Source organism: Brucella sp. NBRC 14130 (assembly GCF_040371715.1).
GTDB lineage: Bacteria > Pseudomonadota > Alphaproteobacteria > Rhizobiales > Rhizobiaceae > Brucella > Brucella intermedia.
The window spans coordinates 222620-245269 of the sequence record NZ_BAABTE010000006.1; the positions used below are offsets into that span (position 1 = coordinate 222620).

A 22650-nucleotide genomic window follows, 5' to 3' on the forward strand; every position below is an offset into this window, starting at 1 on the left:
AAATACCGGCCTTTTCAACACGTTCCACGCAAGTCGTATCCCGAAAACCGCTTCGCACTTTTCGGGATGCGCTCCGGAGCGAATCGCTTATTCTTGGACGATGGGCCTTTCCTTTCTTCGGCAAATCAGCGGTAAAGGGGCATCCGCTGGAACGACGACAGTTCGCAGCGAACGCATTCACGCGGTCGCCGGACGGGAACTTCCCTTGCGCGTTTTCGAGAATCCGCGCGCCAAAAGGCTGACCCTGCGCATAGAAGCAGGCGGCAAGGGATTGCGCGTCACGGTTCCGCCCGGACTTCCCGAGCGCGAAGTGTTGAGCTTCCTCAACCGCCACGAGGGCTGGATCGAAAGCCGCATCGCAAAACTGCCGGACCAGCCGGGCGTGCGCGCCGGCATCAAAATTCCCCTGCGTGGCGTTCCACACAAGATCGTGCACCAGCCGGGACGCGGCACGACCGAGCTTCTCGAAGGCAATATTCTACTCGTCCATGGTGACCCGGCACATCTGCCGCGCCGCGTTGCCGATCACATCAAGCGCGACGTGAGGCGCGAGATCGAGGCGCTTGTCGTCCGTCACACCACCACTGTGGGCCGCAAGGCCAAGGCGGTGCGTTTCAAGGATACGAAAAGCCGCTGGGGATCATGCACCTCGGACGGTGTCCTTTCCTTCTCCTGGCGCATCGGCATGGCGCCTGCCCCGGTGATCAACTATCTTGTCGCCCATGAGGTGGCTCATCTCATCGAGATGAACCATGGGCCGAAATTCTGGAAACTCTGCCATGAGCTTTGCCCCGATACGGAGCGCTGCAAGGCTTGGCTGAAGCGCAATGGCAGCGCATTGCAGGCAATCGACTTCACATGAAATCATCCGTACTGAACGCCGCCCGGGTGCTGTGGGATTATCACTGCATCTATGATCCGCTTGAAACCGCCGATGTGATCATCGGGCTGGGCAGCTACGATCCACGCGTGGCCGAAAGGGCTGCCGATCTGTTTCTGGAGGGCATGGCGACGTGGCTCGTGTTCACCGGCAAAAGCGGTCACTGGACGGAGAAACTCTATAAGAACAGCGAAGCGGAAGCCTTTGCCGAGATAGCCATCAGGCGCGGCGTGCCGGAAAAAGCTATCACGATCGAGCCCAACGCCACCAATATCGGCGAAAACGTAAGATTCAGCCGCGAAAAACTCGCCCCCGGCGCCGTCAGCGCCATCCTCGTGACCAAGCCGCAGACCCAGCGCCGCGTTCTGGCGACCGTGGCCCGGCAATGGCCGGAAGCGCGCGCAAGCATCACCGCGCCGCTCACCGCCTTCGAGGACCAGCCGACGGCTGATCATCCGGTTGAAATGCTTGTCCATGAGATGACGGGCGACCTGCAGCGTATCCTGGAGTATCCCGCCAAGGGCTACCAGATCGCGCAGGCAGTTCCCCTTGAGGTCATGGAGGCGTATGATTTTCTGATCGCACAGGGTTTTGATGGCCATCCGGTCTCCGAATAGATCGGAATGGACGGAATAGCTTGAGTAGCCCCCCGATTTATGCGACGGAAAACCATGGTTATCGATATCAAGATATGCGGGCTTAAAACCCCCGACGCCGTTGCCGCCGCCCTCGACGGCGGTGCGACGCATATCGGTTTCATCTTCTTTCCCAAAAGCCCGCGCCATATAACACCGCAGAAAGCGGCAGGCTTGCGCGATGCGGTCAAGGGACGAGCGCTTGCCGTCGCCGTTACGGTCGACGCCGACGATGAAACGCTGGATGAGATCGTGGAAGCGGTGAAGCCCGACATTCTGCAGTTGCACGGTCATGAGACGCCGGAACGGGTCGCCTTCATCAAGGCGCGTTATGGCCTGCCGGTCATGAAGGCCTTTTCGGTCCGTGAAGCCAGCGATCTTGCCGCGATTGCAGCCTATCAGGGCATAGCCGACCGCTTCCTGTTCGACGCCAAGCCGCCGAAGGGATCAGACCTTCCCGGCGGCAACGGCGTGTCATTCGACTGGGAACTTCTGGCTGCGCTTGACGCCGATATCGATTACATGCTTTCCGGTGGATTGAATGCAGACAATATCGCCGAAGCGCTGCACAAGACGCAGGCGCCGGGTATCGATATATCGTCCGGCGTCGAGCGCGCGCCCGGCGAAAAGGATGTGCGTCTCATCGAGAATTTTTTCCGGGCTGTCGCTGACGCCCGCAGACAGCCTGAAATGACGGAGCGAAAGCGTTGAACAAGCCGGTTGAACCCAATTCCTACAAGACAGGCCCGGATGAAGAGGGCATGTTCGGTATTTTCGGCGGACGCTTCGTTGCCGAAACACTGATGCCGCTGATCCTCGAATTGCAGGAAGCCTATGAAACGGCGAAGAACGACCCTGAATTCAAGGCTGAGCTTTCCGCGCTTTCCACCTATTATGCCGGTCGTCCTTCCAAGCTCTATTATGCCGAAGGCCTGACGAAGCATTTGGGCGGCGCAAAAATCTACTTCAAGCGCGAAGACCTGAACCATACCGGCAGCCACAAGATTAACAATTGCCTTGGCCAGATTCTGCTTGCCAAGCGCATGGGCAAGACCCGCATCATCGCCGAAACCGGCGCTGGTCAGCATGGCGTGGCGTCTGCCACCGTTGCAGCGCGTTTCGGCCTGCCTTGCGTCGTCTATATGGGCGCGACCGATGTCGAGCGCCAGAAGCCGAATGTGTTCCGCATGAAGCTGCTCGGTGCCGAAGTGAAGCCCGTCACCGCTGGAAACGGCACGCTGAAAGACGCGATGAACGAAGCCCTGCGTGACTGGGTGACGAATGTCGAAGACACCTATTACCTGATCGGCACCGCCGCCGGTCCGCATCCCTATCCGGAACTGGTGCGTGACTTCCAGTCGGTGATCGGCAATGAGGCGCGCCAGCAGATCCTCGAACAGGAAGGACGCCTGCCGGACGTGATCGTGGCAGCGGTTGGCGGCGGCTCCAATGCCATCGGCCTGTTCCATCCTTTCCTCGACGATGCCTCCGTGAAGATCGTCGGCGTCGAAGCAGGCGGACGCGGTCTCGACGGTGACGAACATTGCGCGTCGATGAGCGCGGGCCGTCCCGGTGTGCTGCATGGCAACCGCACCTATCTTCTCCAAAACGATGACGGCCAGATTCTCGAAGGGCATTCCGTTTCTGCTGGTCTCGATTATCCGGGCGTAGGTCCCGAACATTCGTGGCTCAAGGACAGCGGGCGCGTCGACTATGTGCCGATCCTCGATGATGAGGCGCTCGACGCATTCCAGCTTTGCACCCGCACCGAAGGCATCATCCCGGCGCTCGAATCCGCCCATGCCATCGCGCAGGCCGTGAAAATGGCGCCAACCATGGGCAAGGATCAGGTAATGATCGTCAATCTGTCCGGTCGTGGCGACAAGGATGTCCACACGGTCGGCAAGCTTCTCGGCATGGACATCTGACATGGGTAGCGACGTCGCCGAAATCTCCGTCTACAAGCCGCGTGCCGCCTGGTTCGACGGTCTGGCGACGTGCGGTCCGGCGACGATCAAGCTCAATATCATCGAAGCCGATCCGGCCAACCCTGTCGCGGAAGCCGCTGTCGGCCTCGCTCGCAGACAGATCGAGACCGCCGCTGAAAAACTGGCCGCCCTGCCACATCTGGGCGTGGGTTTCGCCATTCTGCATCAAGGCGAGGAAGGCCTGTGGCTGCTCCTGCACTGGTGGCTTGAGGGCGGCATCGCGACGGAAATCCTCTGGCAGTCGGAACTCGGCGACGAGGTGGAATTCATGCCCGCACAGCCGCTTTTGATGGCCTGCGTGTGGGAACTGGGAATTATAGACTTTGAACGGCGCGCATGGATGGAAACGGCGATGGCGGGCAAGCCCGTTGCCGACTATCTGACGCGCACTTTGCCACGGGGCACGGTATGACTACTCGCATCGACACCAAATTCGCTGAACTGAAGGCCGAGGGCCGTCCGGCGCTCGTTACCTATTTCATGGGCGGCGATCCCGATCTGGAAACCTCGCTCAAGGTGATGAAGGGCCTGCCGAAGGCCGGTGCGGACGTGATTGAACTGGGCATGCCCTTCTCCGATCCGATGGCAGACGGACCAGCCATTCAGGCCGCTGGCCTGCGCGCCCTCAATGCCGGGCAGACGCTGGCAAAGACGCTGCACATGGCGGCAGAATTCCGCAAGGAAGACGACACCACCCCGATCGTCATGATGGGCTATTACAATCCCATCTATATCTATGGCGTGGAGCGCTTTCTGGCCGACGCCAAGGCATCCGGCGTGGACGGATTGATCGTCGTCGATCTTCCCTCCGAAATGGATGCCGAGCTTTGCATTCCAGCCATGAACGCGGGCATCAATTTCATTCGCCTCACCACGCCGACCACCGACGACAAGCGTCTGCCGAAGGTGCTGCACAATTCATCGGGCTTCGTCTATTACGTCTCGATGAACGGCATCACCGGATCGGCCATTGCCGATACGGCAAAGGTCGGCGAAGCCGTGCGCCATATCAAGAAGAGCACCGAACTGCCGATCTGCGTCGGTTTCGGCGTCAAGACGCCCGAGCAGGCAGCAGCCATCGCCACCCATGCCGATGGCGTCGTCGTCGGCACGGCGATTGTCAACGCGATTGCCGGTGAACTGGACGAAAACGGCAAGGCGAAGGGCGATCCAGTCGCCGCCGCAACCCGGCTTGTCCACGCTCTTGCAGAGAGCGTGCGCGCCACACGCCTTGAAGCCGCCCAATAAATCGTCCATTTAAGCGCCTGACAAGCTCTTTGCCGAAGAACAAGAAACGGAACCAAACGTCATGAACTGGATCACCAACTACGTTCGTCCGAAGATCAATTCGATGCTCGGCCGCCGTGAAATGCCGGAAAACCTCTGGATCAAGGATCCGTCGACCGGTGAAATGGTGTTTCACAAGGACCTTGAGAGCAATCAGTTCGTGATCCCGTCCTCGGGCCATCACATGCGCATCAAGGCAAAGGACCGTCTGCGTTTCTTCTTCGACAATGGCGAATACACCACGCTTGAAGCGCCGAAAGTGCCGGTCGATCCGCTGAAATTCCGTGACGAGAAGAAATATATCGACCGTCTCAAGGATTACCGCACTCGCACCGGCATGGACGACGCCATCGTCAACGGCATCGGCACCATTGAAGGCCTGCCTATCGTCGCCACTGTTCAGGATTTCGGCTTCATGGGCGGTTCGCTCGGCATGGGCGCCGGCGAAGCGATCATCCAGGGCTTTGAAAAGGCTATCGAGCTGAAGCGCCCGATGGTTCTGTTCGCCGCTTCGGGCGGCGCGCGTATGCAGGAAGGCATCCTGTCGCTGATGCAGCTTCCACGCACCACGGTTGCGGTGGAAATGCTGAAAGAAGCAGGTTTGCCCTACATCGTCGTCCTGACCAACCCGACCACGGGCGGCGTGACGGCATCCTATGCCATGCTGGGCGATATCCACATCGCGGAACCCGGCGCACTGATCGGCTTCGCCGGACCGCGCGTCATCGAGCAGACGATCCGCGAAAAGCTGCCGGAAGGCTTCCAGAGCGCCGATTATCTCATGGAACACGGCATGGTCGACATGGTCGTCTCGCGCCTCGAACTGAAGAGCACGATTGCCCGCCTGCTCAAGATCATGACCAAGCAGCCCGCCAACAGCGATGCTCTGGACGGCAAGAAGACGGAAGCAAACGGCAAGGCAGCCTGATCGTGACAGAAAAAGCCGCCGCCGCAATCGAGCGGCTTATGCAGTTGCATCCAAAGGGCTTCGACCTTTCCCTCGACCGCATCCGCGATCTTCTGGAAAAGCTCGGCAATCCGCACCTGAAGCTGCCGCCGGTCATCCACATTGCCGGAACCAATGGCAAAGGATCGGCGACGGCTTTCTGCCGCGCACTTCTGGAAGCAGGCGGCTTCGACGTTCACGTCCACACCTCGCCGCACCTCGTCCATTGGCACGAGCGCTATCGTCTGGCGGCGCCCGGAGGCGGAAGGCTGGTCAGCGACGATGTTCTGGCCGACGCGATAGAGCGTGTTGCAGCCGCCAATGACGGGCAGCATATCACCGTTTTCGAAATCCTGACGGCGGTCGCCTTCGTGCTCTTTTCCGAGCATCCGGCCGATGTCGTCGTCATGGAAGTCGGTCTCGGCGGACGTTTCGACGCTACCAATGTCATTACCGATCCAGCCGTCTCGCTCATCATGCCGGTCTCCATCGACCATCAGGCCTATCTCGGTGATCGTGTGGAGCTTATCGCCGCCGAAAAGGCCGGCATCATCAAAAAGGATTGTCCGGTCGTCGTCGGCTTCCAGCCCTTCGATGCGGCGCGCGAAGTGCTTGTCTCGACAGCGGACCGGCTCGACTGTCCGGTTTCGGTCTATGGACAGGATTTCCTCGCCTTCGAGGAACACGGACGCATGGTGTTCCAGAACGAGGACGGTCTGATCGACCTGCCATTACCGCGCCTGCCGGGACGCCACCAGATCTCCAATGCCGCAGCTGCAATCGAGGCCGTGCAGATGGCTGGTTTCAGCCTGACCGACAAGGCCGTGGAAAAGGCGCTGATGGTGGTGGACTGGCCGGCCCGCATGCAGCGGCTGACCCACGGGGCGCTCGTCGACATGGCTCCGGCTGCATCCGAAATCTGGCTCGATGGCGGTCATAATCCGGGTGCAGGCGCAGTGATCGCGGAAGCTTTCGGCGATCTTGAGGAGCGTAATGCGCGCCCGCTGTTCCTCATCACCGGCATGATCAACACCAAGGACCCGGTCGGCTATTTCGAAGCCTTTTCCGGCATGGCGCGGCACGTTTTCACCGTGCCGATCCCGTCCAGCGATGCGGGCATTCCCAATGATGAGCTGGCGGTTTCAGCGCAGAAGGCCAATCTCTCGGCGGAGCCCGTTCATTCGGTTGCCAATGCGTTGAAACTTCTGCGCGACACCTGGCCCCCGGATGAAGTGCCGCCCCGTATCCTGATCGGCGGATCGCTTTACCTTGCGGGTGAAGTCCTGCGAGACAACGGCACACCACCTCAATAAGCAAAAACCCGGCGCAAAGGCCGGGTTTTTTCGTTTTATGATGCTGTTTTACGCAGCCGAAGCCTTGATCCAGTCGGCAAGGCGGCTCTTCGGAGCAGCGCCGACCATATTTGCGGCGAGTTCACCGTCCTTGAACATCAGAAGCGTCGGGATCGAACGCACGCCAAACTGCGCGGCCAGTTCCGGATTCTCATCGATATTGACCTTGGCGATCTTGACCTGACCGGCCATTTCGGTCGCGATTTCGTCCAGAGCCGGAGCGATCATCTTGCAGGGACCGCACCATTCCGCCCAGAAATCCACCACGACAGGCTCGCTGGACTGAAGAACGTCCGACTGAAAATTGCTGTTATCGACCTTAACGGTTGCCATAGGGCTATCCTCTTTTCTCTCCAAGAACGGCAGACGTCTTTCCAGACTCACGACACATTCCGCTCTTTATTCGCTATATCATGTGGCGTGTCTGCTGCCATCCGTCAAGTTCTGGTTCGTCACCTTTACTTGAGAGTCTTTCAGTGACTGCAACGCCTCGTTCAGAATCGCATCCGGCAACGGCATCAAAAACGGACCTTCGGTGAACAGAAGCGCCGTTTCGACAATCCGCCCCGGATAGAGGGGAGCCAGCAATTCCCGATAAAGTGCAAGCTGCGCCCGATAGGCAAAAGGAACCGCCTCGATGGTTTTCGGCGGCGGTCGATTGGTCTTGTAATCGACGATCAGCACCCGGTTCTCGCCGACGCTGATACGATCAATCTGGCCTGACACGGCATGATCGCGCCCGCCAAGCTCGATCGTGCCCATGATGGCGACTTCCCCGCGTGAGCCTTGCGCAAAGACCGGCGCGTAGGTCGGGTCGTCGAGAATAGTCCTGACGCTTTGCCAGGCCCACTGCCGCTCCGTTTCGGGCCAGTCGGCAGCGATGCGGTCAAGATAGTCATGCGCAAGCGTTTCGCGGTCGGCCTGCGGCACATCGGGCAGATATTGCAGCAGCATATGGATCGCCGTGCCGCGCCGCAGCGCAAAGGCTGGCGACCCGTTGCCCGGTCCCAGAACCGGCGAAAACGTATCGAGCGGCGGTTCCTCGTCCGCTTCGATCAGGACCGAAGCGCCCGACGGCGCCAGCGGACGCGGCAATCCGGTTTCCGGCTTTATCGGCCGCAAATAGTCGCGCGGCAGCGAAGGCAGCGCATGATCCTCGGTCTTGTCCTGATCGACAATCTCGACCATTCCGCGCGGCGTGTTGCGATAGCGCCGTGCGGCAAGTTTCAGCACGGGATGCACGAATGTCTCGGCCTTGGCGGCCAGCGCATCCTCGACAAGACGATGCCATGTCTCGCCGCTTTCGCGCGCGCCGCGATAGCCGCAGATGATGAGGCGATCCTCGGCCCGCGTCATGCCGACATAAAGCAGGCGGCGATATTCTTCCTCGGCCCGTGTCTTCAGCTTATCGATCTGCGCTGCCGTGAACCCGGTCTGGTATCCAGCATTGGGTTGCCAGAGATAGCCTTTCACCGGCGGATTGCCGTCCGAAAAATCAAAAGGAATGAGCTTTGGCGCGCGGCTGCCGGTCCAGACCGCGCTTCCCGGATCGACCAGGAACACCACCGCCCCTTCCAGCCCCTTGGCGGCGTGGACGGTCATGATGCGCACCTCATTGCGGCCCTGATCGAGTTCGCGCTTGATTTCCGGCGATGCCGCATCCAGCGTTTCAAGGAATGCCTGCAGGCCCGGCAGACCGGCGCGCTCGGCGGAAAGCGCATAATTCTGGAATTCATCGATGATGTCGCCAGCCTCCGGCCCCAACCGGGCCAGAAGTTTTCGCCGCGCACCATCCGCACTCAATATGCGCGCATAGAATTCGAACACCGGCATGGTGTCGGCCATGTTGCGCCAGCGGCTCAGGGTCTTGTGCACCTCGGCCAGCGCCGCATCGCCACGCGAGACCTGATAAAGCCGCTCGAACAGCGTGAGGCTTGAGCCACGCGGGTGGGCAAGCTCGAAAAGCTGATCGTCATCCCAGCCGAACAGCGGGCTTTTCAGAACCGATGCCAGCGAAAGGCCGTCCGAAGGCTGCAGCACGAAACGACCGAGCGCCATCAGGTCCTGAATGGCGATATGGCTGGTGAGCCGCAAGCGGTCGGCGCCCGCGACCGGGACGGACAGGTTTTTCAGTGCCCGCGACAAGGCGGGCATGAACTGGTCGCGCTTTCGCACCAGAACCATGATGTCGCGCGGCATGATCCGCCGGTTCTGGCCCGGAATAATTTCGCCGCTATCCAGCCAATGGCGAATGGTGGCCGCGATCTGATCCGCGAGCCGCACAGCAGGCGCCGCCAGATGATCGACAGGCTCGCGCCAGTCATCAGGCTCTTCCACCTCTTCCGGCGTCAGCATGTCCCAGATTTCCACCTCGCCCGGCGCATCGGCGCGAATAGCTTCATGCACCGTTGCGCCCGCAAGGCCGCGATGGGCCTCGGGTCTGGCAAAAACCTCGTCCACCGCCTGCAAAACATCGGGAACGGAGCGGAACGAGAAATTGAGGCTGACGCGCTCGAATTTCAGCTCCGCATCTTCCGCGCGCAGGCTGACGGAACGTCCCTGCGCCGCAAAATCCTCCGGCACTGCGCCCTGAAACGAATAGATCGACTGTTTTTCGTCACCGACGGCAAAGAGCGTGCGGCTGATATTGCGCTGGCCGAGGCCGGAGAAAAACTCCTCCGACAACATGCGGATCACCTGCCACTGGTCGGGGCTGGTATCCTGCGCCTCATCGACCAGAATATGGTCGATGCCGCGATCAAGCTTGTATTGCACCCATTGCCCTGCCCCGTTGCGGGCAAGCAGCGCCACGGTCCGGGTGATGAGATCCTCGAAATCGAGCAGGCCGCGCTTTCGTTTGAGATCGTGATAGCGTTGCAGCAGATTGTCGACCAGCGTCAGCGCGGCCAGATTGAGCCGCACCAGACGCAATTCCTTCAACCGGTCGAGCCCCCGTTCGACACGCGCCGCCGCCGTGTCGAAACCCTCCTCGAAATCCGGCAGAAGTTTTTTCACCGCCGCAGAGCAGACATAGGAGCCAGATTTAGGCTCGCCCGTGCTTTTGAGAAATGCTGCGCGCAACACCGCTTCGCGGTCGCGCTGGCCCGTCACCTTGTCGAAACGGCGCAGCTGCAGCGCAAAATCCTGCGCACGCGACGCACCCTTCTGGATCGACATGACGAGATCGAGCGCATCCTCGGAAAATTCCGGCATCGGCCAGAGATCGGCGAGGAGATCGTCTTCGCTGGTTTGTGGGTCAAAGCCGAATGCCCGGTGCAAAGTTTCGCTGCGATGTGGCGGCACGCCCAGCTCGGCGATATAGGTCTGCAAACCATTGCGCCGGCTTACGGCTTCATCGAGAAGCGATTGCAGGCCCATCTCGCCCGCTGCCTGCAAGACATCGGCGAAGGCAGCCGCCAGTTCCATATCGCCGCCGCCATGCGCGGTTTCGAGCAACTGACGCCGCGCTTCACCGACGAGTGCGGCCTGCATCAGATCATCCATCATCTCGAAATGACCGGCAATGTTCGCCTCAAGCGGGAACTGGTGCAGGATCGCTTCACAGAAAGCGTGGATGGTCTGGATTTTAAGCCCGCCCGGCGTTTCCAGCGCACGCGCAAACAGCCGTCGCGCCGCCGCGAGACGGGCATCGCCCGGCCTGCGGCCTTCCAGTGATTTCAGACGTTCGGCCAGTTCTTCATCGGGCAAGACGGCCCATTCGGAAAGCCGCATGAATACGCGGTTCTGCATCACCGCCGCCGCCGCCTTGGTATAGGTGAGGCAGAGAATCTTGGAAGGGTCGGTGCCTTCCAGCAGCAGGCGAATAACGCGTTCCGTCAGAACATGGGTCTTGCCGGAACCCGCATTGGCCGACACCCAGACGGAAGCCGCCGGATCGGCGGCCCTGCCCTGCGCAAACAATGTTTCCGGCGGAATATGGAGCTTCTTCTTCACGCCTCGCCCTCCCCGCCAGCATCGCCACCGGCGGACCATTCCAGCACCCGCGCCAGATGATCGTAATCGCCGGTCAGGTCGGTTTCACGGAATGGCAGTGCACGGGAAAGATAACCTTTTTCCGGCTTCTGATACTCAGCCAGCAATTGCGCCAGCCGCTGCCAGGATTCCTCGCCAAGTGCCGGTGCGGTTTTCTCCGAGGGGGGCCGTCCGATCTTGAGGATCGACTCCGGCTTCACCTCGCCGCCCGCCTTGAGGCGTACATAGGTGAGGTCCGAAGCACGGACCGAACCCAGTTCCCGGAACGCTCCGCGCACCAGAAGTGCGGCTTCCAGCGCCAGCTGCGGCGACAGCAGCACATGGGCCTGTCGGGGCGACGGTGTCGAGCCGGTCTTGTAATCGATGATTTCGGCGGTCCCGTCGCGCATCAGGTCGATACGGTCAGCCCGGCCGGAAAGCGTGATTCCGAGCCCTTCGACCTCACGTTTATCGGACGAAATCTCGGCAAAGCGGGTCTGGACATTATAGGCACGCTCACGCTCCCAGGCCAGAAATTGCGGGATGAGCGCCGTGAAGCGTGGCCACCACACGGCCTCGATTTCCGTCGGCAGGTCCATATCGGCAAAAAGAATCCGACCGAGTTCCATCAGGCGGTCGGCGGCATCGGGCGCCAGCGGATCGATTGCCTCTTGCGTGAAATGACCCAGAATATCGTGGAACAAAGTGCCGCGTTCAGCTGCAGCCGGGTCGCGGATCAGAGGCTCCAGCGGCCGCAGTTTCAATATCTTCCTGGCGAAGATCGCATAAGGGTCGCGGCGCAGCGTTTCGATTTCCGTCACCGAAAAATGCTTCGGCCTGGCAGCGACAGGAGGAGCGGGCTGCGGTCTTTTCACGAAAGGCACGTCTTCGGCCCGGTCGATTTCGCGTGACCACTGGATGAAACGCGCCCCGCGCCTGCGCATCTGCGCAGTGACATCGGCACCCAGCACCGTTTCAAGCCGCTGCAGCCAGCGCGAGGCAACCGTCGGCGCATTGTCGGAACGCTGCGAGCGCGTCAGCACGACATGATCCATGCCCAGCGCCATCTGGAAATCGTGGGCGGCAAGGCCGGTGCGCCGTTCAGGCGGATCGAGCGCGATCATCGACTTCATCGGTCGCGACATGAACGGATCGTTGCGGGTGCGGGCAGGCCAGCTTCCCTCATTGAGACCGCCGATCACCACCGTATCCATGGTTTGCAGGCGCGCTTCCAGCGCACCCCAGATGAAGAGACGCGGATGACCGCCCGGATGCGGCTTGACAGTCTCGCCCGCCATCAGCGCATCCAGCACGGCTGGCCATTCCGAAGCTTCGAAATCAAGCCCGGCTTCGCTTGAAACCAGACCGCGCAAAAAGGCGGCGAGCTGTTCCCCGCGCTCGCCGGAATAAAATGGCGCGACGCTGGCTTTTTCGTTCCGGGCAAGATTTTCCAGCGCCTCGACGGTGGCGCGCGCGATTTCGCCGATCTCGGTTCGGCGTCCGACGATAACGAAAGGGGCGAGCGGCGCCACCGCGTTCGACAGGCTTTCGCAAAGGTTTCGTGCCGCCGCGATCATGTCCGGCGTAACCGTGTCATGCCATGCCGGTTGCCACGTCTGGCTGGCGCTTTCCTCCAGCCGTCGGTCGAAAAATGCCGGAAGATCGAGCACGGATGCCCGGCCCGTTCCGCCACGAAAGGCGATGAGTTCAAGCGTTTCTGCGGCAAGGCGTCGTTCGATACGGGGAGCTTCCAGCCGCAGCAGCGGATGCTTGACCAGCGCCAGCAGGGCAACCGGATCGCCGGGATTGAAGACCGTCTCGACCAGCAGGCGCAGCAATGTCGTGGTTTCGACATCGCGCAGATGCCGACCGCCGGAATCGTCGGCATCGATCCCGAAGCGGGCCAGTTCGCCGACCACGCGCCGCGCCAGATTGCGGTCGGCGGTGACGAGCGCGGCCGTCTTGCCTTCTTCATTGATCGCATCGCGCAAGGCGAGAGCGACGGCCAGCGCCTCCTCCCGCTCATTGGCGGCTTCGATCAGGTCGATCGTCTGCGCGGCAGCGTGCAGGCTGTCCGCCTCCATATCGAGCTTGCCCCACGCATCGGTCGTTTCCGCCGGGCGCAGCGCCTCGCTCACCACCCGCTCGCGCAGGCGTTTGGAGGCGGGCATGACATCCAGATGTTCCACATCATCGCGCAAGGTCTGCATTGCATCCAGAAGCTTGCGCAAACCGAACTGCGGATGACCGTAAGTCGAGGGATTGTCGGTTGCCGATGCCAGCAGCTGCCAGGCTGCATCGTCGAGGTCACGGTCCAGCCCCGGCAGCACCACCGCGCCATTCGGCAAGTCCGCAATGGCGGAAATCAGTTCCGCAGTCGCGGGTATGGAACCGGTGGAACCGGCAACGATGACAGGACCGGCGGGCGGATGGGTGCGCAGCCGCTTAACTTCGCTCCAGATGAGATCGTTGCGATGCGCGGCAGGGTTTGAAAGCTTGCGCTCCGCCAGAATGTCCGGCCAGAGATTGGTGACGATATTGAGAAAGCCAAGCGTGACCTGCCACCAGTCGGCAAGGTCTTCCGGGGCAATCGTCGCAAGCTCGCTCCACTTCGCCCCATCGGTTTCGACCTGATCCATCAGGCCGGCCAGATCGCGGGCAAGCCAGACCGCATCGGAAGTGGTCGCCGGAACGGAAACATCGTCAACGCCAAACAAGGCACGCACATGCGAGGGCAGCGATTCCCGCCACGGACGGATCAATCGCGCCAGAAGCAGAAGCCGCTCCGCCGTGCCGATTGGCGGATTGATGTCGAACACGCCTGACGCACCGGCATTGAAGAAAGCGGCGTCCTCATCTACATCGCCCAACGGTTTTATCGTCGGCAAAATGGCGCTCTTTTTTTCCGACGCGTTTCCGGATGCAAAACCGCTTACCGCTTTTGCCGGAAGTACTTTAGCCGGATTCATATCGACCAAAATGGACCGCAAAGCACGCGCCGCACGGCGCGTCGGCACATAGATGGTCGCATTGGCCAGCGCCAGCGGATCGGAAGGATTGCCGGGAAAACCTTCGACCAGCCGCCCTTCCAGAAGTGCCCTGGCAAAAGCTGGCAAAAACGGTGTGCCGGGAGGAATTGAAAACAGGCGCTGTTTCCCATCTCTGGGTCTGCGTGCGCTCATGCGCTCCACCTCCTATGCGAATGCGGTAAGCGCCGCCTCCGCCTCGCCGATTGCGTCCGGCGTGCCGACGGTCAGCCAGTGCCCGGTCATTGGCATACCATAAAGGCGACCCGCCGCAATCGCTTCATCAAAATAACGATTGAGCGAGGACACGACCGGCTCCGCGCCATTGAATATGCGGGGATGGATGATCCCTGCTCCGGCATAGATCACCGGCTCGCCGGAGACATCACGCGCACGGCGCAGATGCCCGTTATCGTCGGCAACGAAATCGCCCTTGCCTTCATAACCGGTTTCCTGATCGAGACGCGCCGTCATCAGCAGAATATCCATCCGCTCCGCATCCCAGGCGTCAGCCAGCGCCGTGAGGTTGGGGGCTTTCTCGTCACCGACCCAGAATGTATCGGCGTTCAGAATGAAAAACGGCTGCGTTCCCAGTATCGGCAGCGCCTTCACAATGCCGCCAGCGGAATCGAGCAGCATGTCGCGTTCATCCGAGATCACGATCTCCAGATCGTTACGGTCACGAAGATGCTCTTCAAGCTGGTCGGCGAGATAATGCACATTGACGACTGCGGTGCGAATACCGGCCTGTGCCGCCGCATCGAGGCCCCAGTCGATCAAGGGTTTGCCCGCCACCTTGACCAGCGGCTTTGGAATGGTTTCGGTGATGGGGCGCATGCGCTTGCCAAGACCGGCGGCAAGAACCATAGCCGTTTTCGGGGCCATTTTCGGCGTTCTCATTGCGCGGCCTCTTCCTGCTGCATCAACCCCAATTCCTCAAACCATGCCGCCACAGGCGCCATGACCGGATGCTTCAGCACACGTCCGAGATAGTCATGAATGCGCGGCAGATGCTCCAGATAAGCCGGCTTTCCATCACGCTCGTCAAGCCGCACGAAAAGCCCCAGCAGCTTGGCATTGCGCTGCGCGCCCATCGCCGCATAGGCCTTGCGGAACGAAGCCTCATCGAAGGCATGTCCGAGCGCACGGCGCTCATCGCAATAGGCTGCGACCACGGCCTGTTCCAGCTCCGGCGAAATCGTCACCCGCGCATCGAGCGCCAGCGAAGCGACGTCATAGGCTGCGGGCCCGATCATCGCATCCTGAAAATCGATGACACCGATCCTGTTCTTGCCTTGCGCCTCCGGGAACCAGAACAGGTTCGGCGAATGGTAGTCGCGCAGGAGCAGGCTCTTCTCGACATCGGCAATATCGGCGATCACGCGATCCCATGCCGCCTCGAAAGCTTGCTTTTCTGCCTCTGTCAGCTGCCTGCCCATCATTCGCGGCGCATACCACTGGCCGATCAGGCTGACCTCGATCATCATCGCGTCGCGGTCAAAACCGGCGATGATGTGATCAGGATAGCCGGCAACCGGCGCATGGTCCGGCCACATGATACCGTGCAGATGTGCCAGAAAGCGCCCTGCGGCTTCATAACGTTCGGCAACAGGTTCGCCAGACGCTGCCCGCACACCCTCGGTTCCGAGATTTTCGAGGATCAAAAGCCCTGCATCTATATCCATGGCACGCATTTGCGGTGCGCGAAAACCGTGCTTTGCGAGCAAACCATCAATTGCCACGAAAGCCTGAATGTTCTCTGCAATATGGGCAAGCTGGCGGTAGGATTTGCCGTTACGTAAGGGTGGATCATACGGCATCGCTGGCGCGTTCATGAGAACTTCGACATCATCGGCGGCACTTGCGATAAGCTCATATCTGCGTGGACCAGCATCTCCCTGGAAATAACGACGCGTCGCATCGGAACGGCCATGGCCGTCCAGAAATGCCCGAATAGCCCGCGAACGTTCCAGACGGCTGATGGCAGCTACAGGTCCCGACACGGCAATGCGCCGCCCTGCCCCTTCATGGCTCAGTGTGACGGCAAAAGACGGTTCCGGCAAAAACCCCTCGCCCTGCTCCGGCCATTCGGCCAGAACCACACCATCCTCCATAAATTCCGGCAGTCCCAGCTCATCCAGTTCTTCGCCGTGCGAAATACGGTAAAGATCGGCATGGGCGACCGGAATCCGCAAGGCCTCGTAACTTTGCACAAGCGTGAAAGTCGGGCTTGGAACGTCCAGTCCTTCATCGTCAGCGATTGCCCGGATGATCGCACGCGCAAGCGAGGATTTTCCCGCCCCCAGATCGCCGGAAAGCGTGACAAGATCGCCCTTTTGAAGCGCAAGGGCGAAATCTTCACCAAAACGCTGCGTTGCGGTTTCGTCGGGCAAGAAATAGCTGATGCTGGATTGTGAGGCGCTCATGGGCACCCTTTATCTTATTCGGCGGCGATGCGGAAGCTGCGTGTTTCCGATGGAAAACGGCAAATCACCGTTGTTCCGCGACCGGAACCCGTGTCGATATCCACCGATCCGCCATGCAGTTCGACAAAGCTCTTGACGATGGCAAGTCCGAGTCCGGCGCCGCGGCGGCGACCGCCATTGGGATAGGACTGGAAACGCTTGAAAACCGTGTCGAGCACCTCGCCCGGCATGCCCGGACCGTCATCGTGGACCGCGAAAACGATTTCCGATCCTTCGCGCGCCACCTGCAGCCGGATGCTGGAGCCTTCCGGCGCATAGTTCGTAGCGTTGGACAGGAGGTTGAAAAGCACCTGACGGACGCGGTTGGCATCGGCCTTGAACACATCCACATCGTCGGCAATATCAATATCGAGACCGATATCGTGGTCGCGCATCCGCTCGCCTACCCGTGCGGCGGCAGCCGAAATCGCTTCCACGACGGAAACCTCGCCGACCTCCAGTTCCATGATGCCCGCATCGACGGTGGCAAGATCGAGAATATCGTTGACGATGGTCAGCAACACCGACGAAGAGGTGCTGATATGGTCGAGATATTCGATCTGGCGTTCGTTGAGCGATCCGAAAGCCGGGGTCTGCAACAGTTCGGTAAAGCCGATGATGTTGGTGAGCGGCGAACGCAATTCGTAGGAAACGTGCTGGACGAAATCGTTCTTGATCTGGTCGGCCAGTTCCAGCGCCTCGTTCTTTTCCTTGAGCGCCCGTTCGACGCGCACCGTGTCGGTGACGTCGATGAAGGTCAGCATGGTCTGGCCCTTGGGCAGCGGCACGACGGCAAAGGACAGAATGGTGCCATCGTCCAGTTCCACCTGCCCCATGCGCCCGTCGCGCTTGTCGAGGAAGCCGGTGACGGTGGAAACGAAATCATCCCACAGCCCGTCGCCACCGCGCTCGCTGCAGATTTTGGCGATAGACGAAATATGCGTGCCTTCGACGATAAGCGGCATGGGCAGCGCCCAGAGATCGGCAAAGGACGGGTTGGAAAGCCGGATGCGGCCATCGGAGCCGAACACCGCCACGGCTTCTGCCAGATGGTCGAGCGTTTCGCCCTGCACCTTGATGAGCGTGTTGTAACGGCCTTCGAGTTCGAACTTTTCCGTCATGTTCTCGAAGAACCAGGTCACGCCGCCCTGCGGATGCGGATTGGCGACGACGCGCATGGTCCGCGTATCCGGTAGGTGCCACATATGTTCCTGCGGCTCGACGGCGCGATAGGCGGAAAGCACGGAATCCTTCCATTTGCGCCATTCCGGCTGTTCGGGCAGTTTTCCTTCCGAACGCAGGCGGTCGAGGATCAGCGTGTTGCTCGGCTGCGATTCCAGCCATGCCGTATCGAGCGACCAGAGCTTGGCAAAAGCCTGATTGAAGAATTGCAGCTTCATCTCGGGGTCGAAAATCGCCACTGCCGTCGAAAGCTGGTCGAGCGTTTCCGCATGACTTTTCAGCGTGCGGCTCAATTCCTCCCGCACCGCCTGCACTTCGGTGAGATCGACGCCGAGGCCAATGGAACCCGTTTCCGCGCTGACATCGGTCACGTTGAAAAGGCGGCGATCCCCATGCACGACAGCGGTCAGCTGTTCCTGCAGGACAGGCTCGGCAAAACGGTCGCGCTCCAGGCGTTGGCGTGCCTGCGCCCCGAAAAGCTCGCGCCCTTCCGAAATGACCTGGCTTGCATCCGCCATGTCGACCGCCTGCGCGTAGGCCGCATTGACCCACTCCACACGGCCAGCAGCATCGCGCGCCCAGACCGGCTGGTCGATCCGGTCGAGAAGACGGCGGAAAAGCTCGATACGCTCGGAAAATTCGCGATTCTGCGCCTGCAATGCCGCGCGTTCCGCCTGCACGCCCTGGAGGCTGAGGAAACGGGCAACGGCAAAACCGCCGGAAGTGCGTCCCCGCACGTCGAGCAAGGTACCGTTGACGGTTTCAACCGTAAGATCGAAAGACCGCGCCTGTTCGCGCAGAAGTCCAATGGCACGCTCGAGCGCCACGACCGATTGCGGACGCAGCCAGCGGCCAAAGGCCAGAAAGGCGGAACGATCCTGCGGGGCGGCGCTTTCGTCCGGCAGCAGTCCGACAACCTCGGCGCGCGTGCTGTGGCCGTCCCAGACCACGATGCGCTGATCCTTGAGGTTGAGCAGGGCTTCATTGCGCTGGGCGACGAGATTGAGATCGGCGAATTTGGAACGCAGTTCCTTGTTTTCTGCGGCAACGCGCGACCGTTCGCGGATCAGCCATCCGGCAGAAAGGAGAGCGGCGCCCATGACGCCGAGGAACATGGAAAACTGGATGACCTCGAAAGCGCCCACGCTGCCGCCGCCGAAGGGCAGGGCGATGCGGGTCGATTCCGCGCCTTGCGCAAAGGCGGGCATGGCAGCAAAAAGCGTTGCAAGAGAAACGGAAGCCTTCATCACGGCCTTTTTCGGAGAAAGCCATCCAAGCGGCTTTGCAACAAGGGCAGCAGGACGCCATTGCCTGCCAGTAACGATTGCGGAAACATTCCGCAAAATCCCCGTTGCGCCGAACTCTGGCATGTTGTCCTTTTCTCCGCCACCCGGCCATGAAAACTGCCGCAAAGGCAGACTGGCCGTATTAAAACACTTCAATACACATCAAAGCCTGACCATACGCACGCCGCCACAGTGCACGATGACCAACCCGTTTTGAGGTATTCCGGGGATGAATCGTCCTCTCGCTTCCCGCCACAACCGGCAAAAAACGCGCAACGCAAACACCCGCTCAAACACCTTGATTCGCCTACACAATACCCTTCCGGCGAATCCACGTGAAGCATCTTGCACGCAAAAAGAAAGACCGGGCGGCTTGTCAACCGCCCGGTCTCAACATGTAGTGCAATGCTTAATGTATGGTTAATACCTGTAGTGTTCTGACTTGAACGGGCCCTGTGGAGTGACGCCGATATAGGCGGCCTGTTCCTCGGAAAGCACAGTCAGCTTGGCGCCGAGCTTGTCGAGATGCAGGCGAGCGACCTTCTCGTCGAGATGTTTCGGCAGCACATAGACTTCATTCTTGTAGGCATCGGTGCGGGTGAACAGCTCGATCTGGCCCAGAACCTGATTGGTGAACGATGCCGACATGACGAAGCTCGGATGGCCGGTTGCGTTGCCCAGATTGAGCAGGCGGCCTTCGGAAAGCAGGATGATGCGCTTGCCGTCCGGGAACTCGATGAGGTCGACCTGCGGCTTTACATTGGTCCATTTCAGGTTGCGAAGTGCAGCCACCTGAATTTCATTGTCGAAGTGACCGATATTGCCGACGATCGCCATATCCTTGAACTTGCGCATATGGTCGATGGTGATCACGTCCTTGTTGCCGGTCGTGGTCACGATGATGTCCGCGGTCGAAGCGGCGTCATCGAGCGTCACGACCTCGAAACCGTCCATCGCGGCCTGCAGCGCGCAGATCGGATCGACCTCGGTCACCTTGACGCGCGCGCCTGCACCGGCGAGCGACTGGGCGGAGCCTTTGCCGACATCGCCATAACCGCACACGACGGCAACCTTGCCTGCCATCATGACGTCGGTGCCGCGACGAATGCCATCGACGAGCGATTCCTTGCAGCCATACTTGTTGTCGAACTTCGACTTGGTGACGCTGTCATTGACGTTGATGGCCGGGAAGGGGAGGAGGCCCTTCTTCTGCAGCTGGTAAAGACGGTTGACACCGGTGGTGGTTTCCTCCGTCACGCCCTTGATGGCGTCGCGCTGGCGCGTGAAGAAGCCCGGCGTTTCAGCCATGCGCTTCCTGATCTGCGCGAAAAGCACTTCCTCTTCTTCCGAACCGGGGTTCGACAGAACGTCCTCGCCCGCTTCGGCGCGCGCGCCGATGAGGATATACATGGTGGCGTCGCCGCCATCATCGAGGATCATGTTGGATGGTTCGCCGTCCGGCCACTGGAAGATCTTGTCGGTATAGGTCCAGTATTCTTCAAGCGTCTCGCCCTTGATGGCGAAAACCGGCGTGCCGGTTGCGGCAATCGCGGCGGCGGCGTGATCCTGCGTGGAGAAAATATTGCAGGAAGCCCAGCGGACCTGTGCGCCAAGCGCCTGCAGCGTTTCGATCAGAACGGCGGTCTGGATCGTCATGTGCAGCGATCCGGAAATGCGCGCGCCCTTCAGCGGCTGCGACTTGCCGAATTCCTCGCGGGCAGCCATCAGGCCCGGCATTTCGGTTTCTGCGATGTCGAGTTCCTTGCGGCCCCAATCGGCCAGGCTAAGATCCTTGACGACAAAATCTTGGCTTGCGGTCATCGCGTGCTCCAATAAAAGGCAGTTCCAGCTCGATAAAGATGTAATCAGCCACCGGAATTGCATTCCAATGTGGGGCAGCTTTCCAGGCGGGAAAGCGCTCCGGCTGGCGATCTGACTAGCAGATTGCGGGCCGAAGCACAACGCAATATAAAGAAATCTTTATACGTGCATATCAGGCAGGTTTGCCGGATGCGGGATCGACGACCGTCAAAGGAAGATCGACCTGCAATATTTCCAGCATGCGGCGAAATCCGGAAACGGGATAGGCGTCGCTTTCCGTGACAAGGGCGACCGTGCGGCCTGAACCGCCCAAGGGTTGCGGGAGCGCGGCGATTACATCGTCTGCGGGGTCCAGAAACCGCCAGTCCGGACGCGCGGTCTCGAAGAACGATCGCAGCCATGGCAGATGGGTGCTGGAGAGGGTCAGCGTGTCGATGCGCGGGTGGCTTGCGGCAATCTCATCGCAGAACGCGGCGACCTTCTGCCCGGTCTCAACCGGCTGCCGAAGAAAAGCGCCGTTTTCCACCAGTTCCACCATCGCCGACGCATTGATCAGGGCAACGTCCTCCGGACGGTCGGCCTCGGCCCGGACAAAGCGCGCGAGCTCTTCGCTTTCGATCATGGAGCGTACGCCCATGACCGCAACCTTGCCGCTGCGGCTCACCGCTAATGCGGCGCGAACCGGCGGCGCAACACCGTGGACCGGCACGGCAAACTCGCTTTTCAGGGCGTCGAGAACCATGACCGAGGGCGCATTGGACGCAAGCACGATGGTTTGCGCGCCAAGGCCGGTCAGATAGCGGATCGTATGGCGCATGATCGAAAGCAGCCGATCGCGGCTTTTGGCGCCATAAGGAAAACTCGCCCGGTCGGCAAAATAGATGATGTCGCGCTGCGGCTGGCTGCGCCTTATCAGTTCAACCAGCGCGTAACTGCCGATCCCTGCATCGAAAACGGCCACCGGATCGTGGAGATTTCCCACGGCGGCAGCGGTTTCGTGCTTCAGCATTCTTCGCCGAACCTGTCGGCAATGAGCGTCTGGAGCGCGTCGAGCACGGCATCGGCCTGCTCGCCGGAAGCGCTCACATCAATGCAGCAGCCGGGCGATGCGGCAAGCATCATCAGGCCCATGATCGACGTGCCGCCCACGGTCATGCCGTCCTTGCTCACGCGGACATGGGCGTTGTAGCCATCGACCAGCTGCACGAACTTAGCCGAGGCGCGGGCATGAAGGCCGCGCTTGTTGACGATCTCGAAGGATCGGGAAACTGCGGTTTCGGGTTCGTATTGACCGGTAACGGGCACGCTGGAGTGCATGAATTACTTTCCTGTCAGGACCTGGCTCGCAACATTGATGTATTTGCGCCCCGCATCCTGCGCCTCGCGCAGCGCCGTCTTGATGTCGCCCCCGATGCGCACGCTCGACAGCTTGATCAGCATCGGCAGATTGACACCTGCGATGACTTCGACCTTGCCTTCCTTCATGACGGAAATGGCGAGATTGGACGGCGTACCGCCGAACATATCGGTCAGAATGATGACCCCGCTGCCGTTATCGGCGCGCTCCACCGCGTCAACGATATCCCGCCGACGCTGTTCCATATCGTCTTCGGCACCGATGCATACGGTCTCGAAATTGTCCTGCGGCCCGACTACATGCTCGACAGCATGCAAAAACTCTTCGGCCAATCTTCCGTGCGTGACAAGCACGAGTCCGATCATACTATAAAAGCTCCCGTCGCGTGCCCGCCGCATCACCCCGCCAGAGTGTCAGATGGCACTGAAACCACGCCGGAAAAACGCCGGCGAG

18 protein-coding genes are annotated in these 22650 nt (G+C 60.5%); 8 read left to right on the forward strand and 10 right to left on the reverse strand.

The window, feature by feature from the left end; all coding sequences use genetic code 11:
• The first annotated feature begins 100 nt into the window (after positions 1–100).
• From ABWW28_RS14585 to ABWW28_RS14620, 8 genes are all read left to right on the forward strand, one after another.
• Entirely contained in the window at positions 101–862 is a 762-nt protein-coding gene (locus ABWW28_RS14585) for a M48 family metallopeptidase (protein WP_031347132.1), read from the forward strand.
• Positions 859–1497 carry a YdcF family protein gene (locus ABWW28_RS14590; RefSeq protein WP_021587578.1) on the forward strand — a complete coding sequence of 213 codons (639 nt, stop codon included), beginning with the start codon at positions 859–861 and terminating at the stop codon, positions 1495–1497. Before ABWW28_RS14585 ends, ABWW28_RS14590 begins: the two co-directional genes overlap by 4 nt.
• Positions 1498–1551: 54 nt before the next feature.
• The gene (locus ABWW28_RS14595) at positions 1552–2226 is read left to right on the forward strand and encodes a phosphoribosylanthranilate isomerase (protein WP_021587577.1); all 675 of its coding nucleotides are present in this window, start codon (positions 1552–1554) and stop codon (positions 2224–2226) included.
• A complete protein-coding gene (gene trpB, locus ABWW28_RS14600; protein ID WP_021587576.1) occupies positions 2223–3443 on the forward strand; it encodes a tryptophan synthase subunit beta in 1221 nt (406 codons plus the stop codon). Before ABWW28_RS14595 ends, trpB begins: the two co-directional genes overlap by 4 nt.
• Position 3444: 1 nt before the next feature.
• A complete protein-coding gene (locus tag ABWW28_RS14605; protein WP_021587575.1) occupies positions 3445–3915 on the forward strand; it encodes a hypothetical protein in 471 nt (156 codons plus the stop codon).
• The gene (gene trpA / locus ABWW28_RS14610; protein ID WP_021587574.1) at positions 3912–4751 is read left to right on the forward strand and encodes a tryptophan synthase subunit alpha; all 840 of its coding nucleotides are present in this window, start codon (positions 3912–3914) and stop codon (positions 4749–4751) included. Before ABWW28_RS14605 ends, trpA begins: the two co-directional genes overlap by 4 nt.
• Positions 4752–4812: 61 nt before the next feature.
• Positions 4813–5718 carry an acetyl-CoA carboxylase, carboxyltransferase subunit beta gene (gene accD / locus ABWW28_RS14615; RefSeq protein ID WP_021587573.1) on the forward strand — a complete coding sequence of 302 codons (906 nt, stop codon included), beginning with the start codon at positions 4813–4815 and terminating at the stop codon, positions 5716–5718.
• Positions 5719–5756: 38 nt separating this feature from the next.
• On the forward strand, positions 5757–7049 hold the full coding sequence (locus tag ABWW28_RS14620; protein WP_031347128.1) for a bifunctional folylpolyglutamate synthase/dihydrofolate synthase: 1293 nt from the start codon (positions 5757–5759) through the stop codon (positions 7047–7049).
• Positions 7050–7097: 48 nt separating this feature from the next.
• Here ABWW28_RS14620 and trxA read toward each other — a convergent pair whose 3' ends face one another.
• The 10 genes from trxA to ABWW28_RS14670 form a co-directional block, all read right to left on the reverse strand.
• Positions 7098–7421, reverse strand: a complete 324-nt coding sequence (gene trxA / locus ABWW28_RS14625; RefSeq protein WP_006473274.1) for a thioredoxin — start codon at positions 7419–7421, stop codon at positions 7098–7100.
• A 78-nt stretch (positions 7422–7499) separates the two neighbouring features.
• Positions 7500–11042, reverse strand: coding sequence for a double-strand break repair helicase AddA (addA, locus tag ABWW28_RS14630; RefSeq protein WP_021587571.1), 3543 nt, complete (start codon positions 11040–11042; stop codon positions 7500–7502).
• A complete protein-coding gene (gene addB, locus ABWW28_RS14635) occupies positions 11039–14242 on the reverse strand; it encodes a double-strand break repair protein AddB (RefSeq protein WP_031347127.1) in 3204 nt (1067 codons plus the stop codon). The genes addA and addB overlap by 4 nt, the downstream gene beginning before the upstream one ends.
• 12 nt (positions 14243–14254) lie before the next feature.
• A complete protein-coding gene (locus ABWW28_RS14640) occupies positions 14255–14986 on the reverse strand; it encodes a nucleotidyltransferase family protein (RefSeq protein ID WP_021587569.1) in 732 nt (243 codons plus the stop codon).
• Entirely contained in the window at positions 14983–16512 is a 1530-nt protein-coding gene (tsaE, locus tag ABWW28_RS14645; protein WP_021587568.1) for a tRNA (adenosine(37)-N6)-threonylcarbamoyltransferase complex ATPase subunit type 1 TsaE, read from the reverse strand. The genes ABWW28_RS14640 and tsaE overlap by 4 nt, the downstream gene beginning before the upstream one ends.
• A 14-nt stretch (positions 16513–16526) precedes the next feature.
• Positions 16527–18980 (reverse strand): PAS domain-containing sensor histidine kinase, encoded by a 2454-nt coding sequence (locus ABWW28_RS14650; protein WP_241084626.1) that lies wholly within the window; start codon positions 18978–18980, stop codon positions 16527–16529.
• A gap of 459 nt (positions 18981–19439) precedes the next feature.
• The gene (ahcY, locus tag ABWW28_RS14655; RefSeq protein ID WP_021587566.1) at positions 19440–20840 is read right to left on the reverse strand and encodes an adenosylhomocysteinase; all 1401 of its coding nucleotides are present in this window, start codon (positions 20838–20840) and stop codon (positions 19440–19442) included.
• A 172-nt stretch (positions 20841–21012) separates the two neighbouring features.
• On the reverse strand, positions 21013–21849 hold the full coding sequence (locus tag ABWW28_RS14660; protein WP_151658421.1) for a glutamate racemase: 837 nt from the start codon (positions 21847–21849) through the stop codon (positions 21013–21015).
• Positions 21843–22157, reverse strand: a complete 315-nt coding sequence (locus ABWW28_RS14665; RefSeq protein WP_021587564.1) for an HPr family phosphocarrier protein — start codon at positions 22155–22157, stop codon at positions 21843–21845. Before ABWW28_RS14665 ends, ABWW28_RS14660 begins: the two co-directional genes overlap by 7 nt.
• A 3-nt stretch (positions 22158–22160) precedes the next feature.
• A complete protein-coding gene (locus ABWW28_RS14670) occupies positions 22161–22562 on the reverse strand; it encodes a PTS sugar transporter subunit IIA (protein WP_006472522.1) in 402 nt (133 codons plus the stop codon).
• Between the last annotated feature and the right edge of the window lie 88 nt (positions 22563–22650).

Excerpts from the sequence above, each read along its gene's own strand:
- ABWW28_RS14585 (WP_031347132.1), top strand. The coding sequence starts at position 101 with ATGGGCCTTTCCTTTCTTCGGCAAATCAGCGGTAAAGGGGCATCCGCT.
- ABWW28_RS14590 (WP_021587578.1), top strand. The coding sequence starts at position 859 with ATGAAATCATCCGTACTGAACGCCGCCCGGGTGCTGTGGGATTATCAC.
- ABWW28_RS14595 (WP_021587577.1), top strand. The coding sequence starts at position 1,552 with ATGGTTATCGATATCAAGATATGCGGGCTTAAAACCCCCGACGCCGTT.
- ABWW28_RS14605 (WP_021587575.1), top strand. The coding sequence starts at position 3,445 with ATGGGTAGCGACGTCGCCGAAATCTCCGTCTACAAGCCGCGTGCCGCC.
- trpA (WP_021587574.1), top strand. The coding sequence starts at position 3,912 with ATGACTACTCGCATCGACACCAAATTCGCTGAACTGAAGGCCGAGGGC.
- accD (WP_021587573.1), top strand. The coding sequence starts at position 4,813 with ATGAACTGGATCACCAACTACGTTCGTCCGAAGATCAATTCGATGCTC.
- ABWW28_RS14620 (WP_031347128.1), top strand. The coding sequence starts at position 5,757 with ATGCAGTTGCATCCAAAGGGCTTCGACCTTTCCCTCGACCGCATCCGC.
- trxA (WP_006473274.1), bottom strand. The coding sequence starts at position 7,421 with ATGGCAACCGTTAAGGTCGATAACAGCAATTTTCAGTCGGACGTTCTT.
- addB (WP_031347127.1), bottom strand. The coding sequence starts at position 14,242 with ATGAGCGCACGCAGACCCAGAGATGGGAAACAGCGCCTGTTTTCAATT.
- ABWW28_RS14640 (WP_021587569.1), bottom strand. The coding sequence starts at position 14,986 with ATGAGAACGCCGAAAATGGCCCCGAAAACGGCTATGGTTCTTGCCGCC.
- tsaE (WP_021587568.1), bottom strand. The coding sequence starts at position 16,512 with ATGAGCGCCTCACAATCCAGCATCAGCTATTTCTTGCCCGACGAAACC.
- ABWW28_RS14650 (WP_241084626.1), bottom strand. The coding sequence starts at position 18,980 with ATGAAGGCTTCCGTTTCTCTTGCAACGCTTTTTGCTGCCATGCCCGCC.
- ahcY (WP_021587566.1), bottom strand. The coding sequence starts at position 20,840 with ATGACCGCAAGCCAAGATTTTGTCGTCAAGGATCTTAGCCTGGCCGAT.
- ABWW28_RS14660 (WP_151658421.1), bottom strand. The coding sequence starts at position 21,849 with ATGCTGAAGCACGAAACCGCTGCCGCCGTGGGAAATCTCCACGATCCG.
- ABWW28_RS14665 (WP_021587564.1), bottom strand. The coding sequence starts at position 22,157 with ATGCACTCCAGCGTGCCCGTTACCGGTCAATACGAACCCGAAACCGCA.
- ABWW28_RS14670 (WP_006472522.1), bottom strand. The coding sequence starts at position 22,562 with ATGATCGGACTCGTGCTTGTCACGCACGGAAGATTGGCCGAAGAGTTT.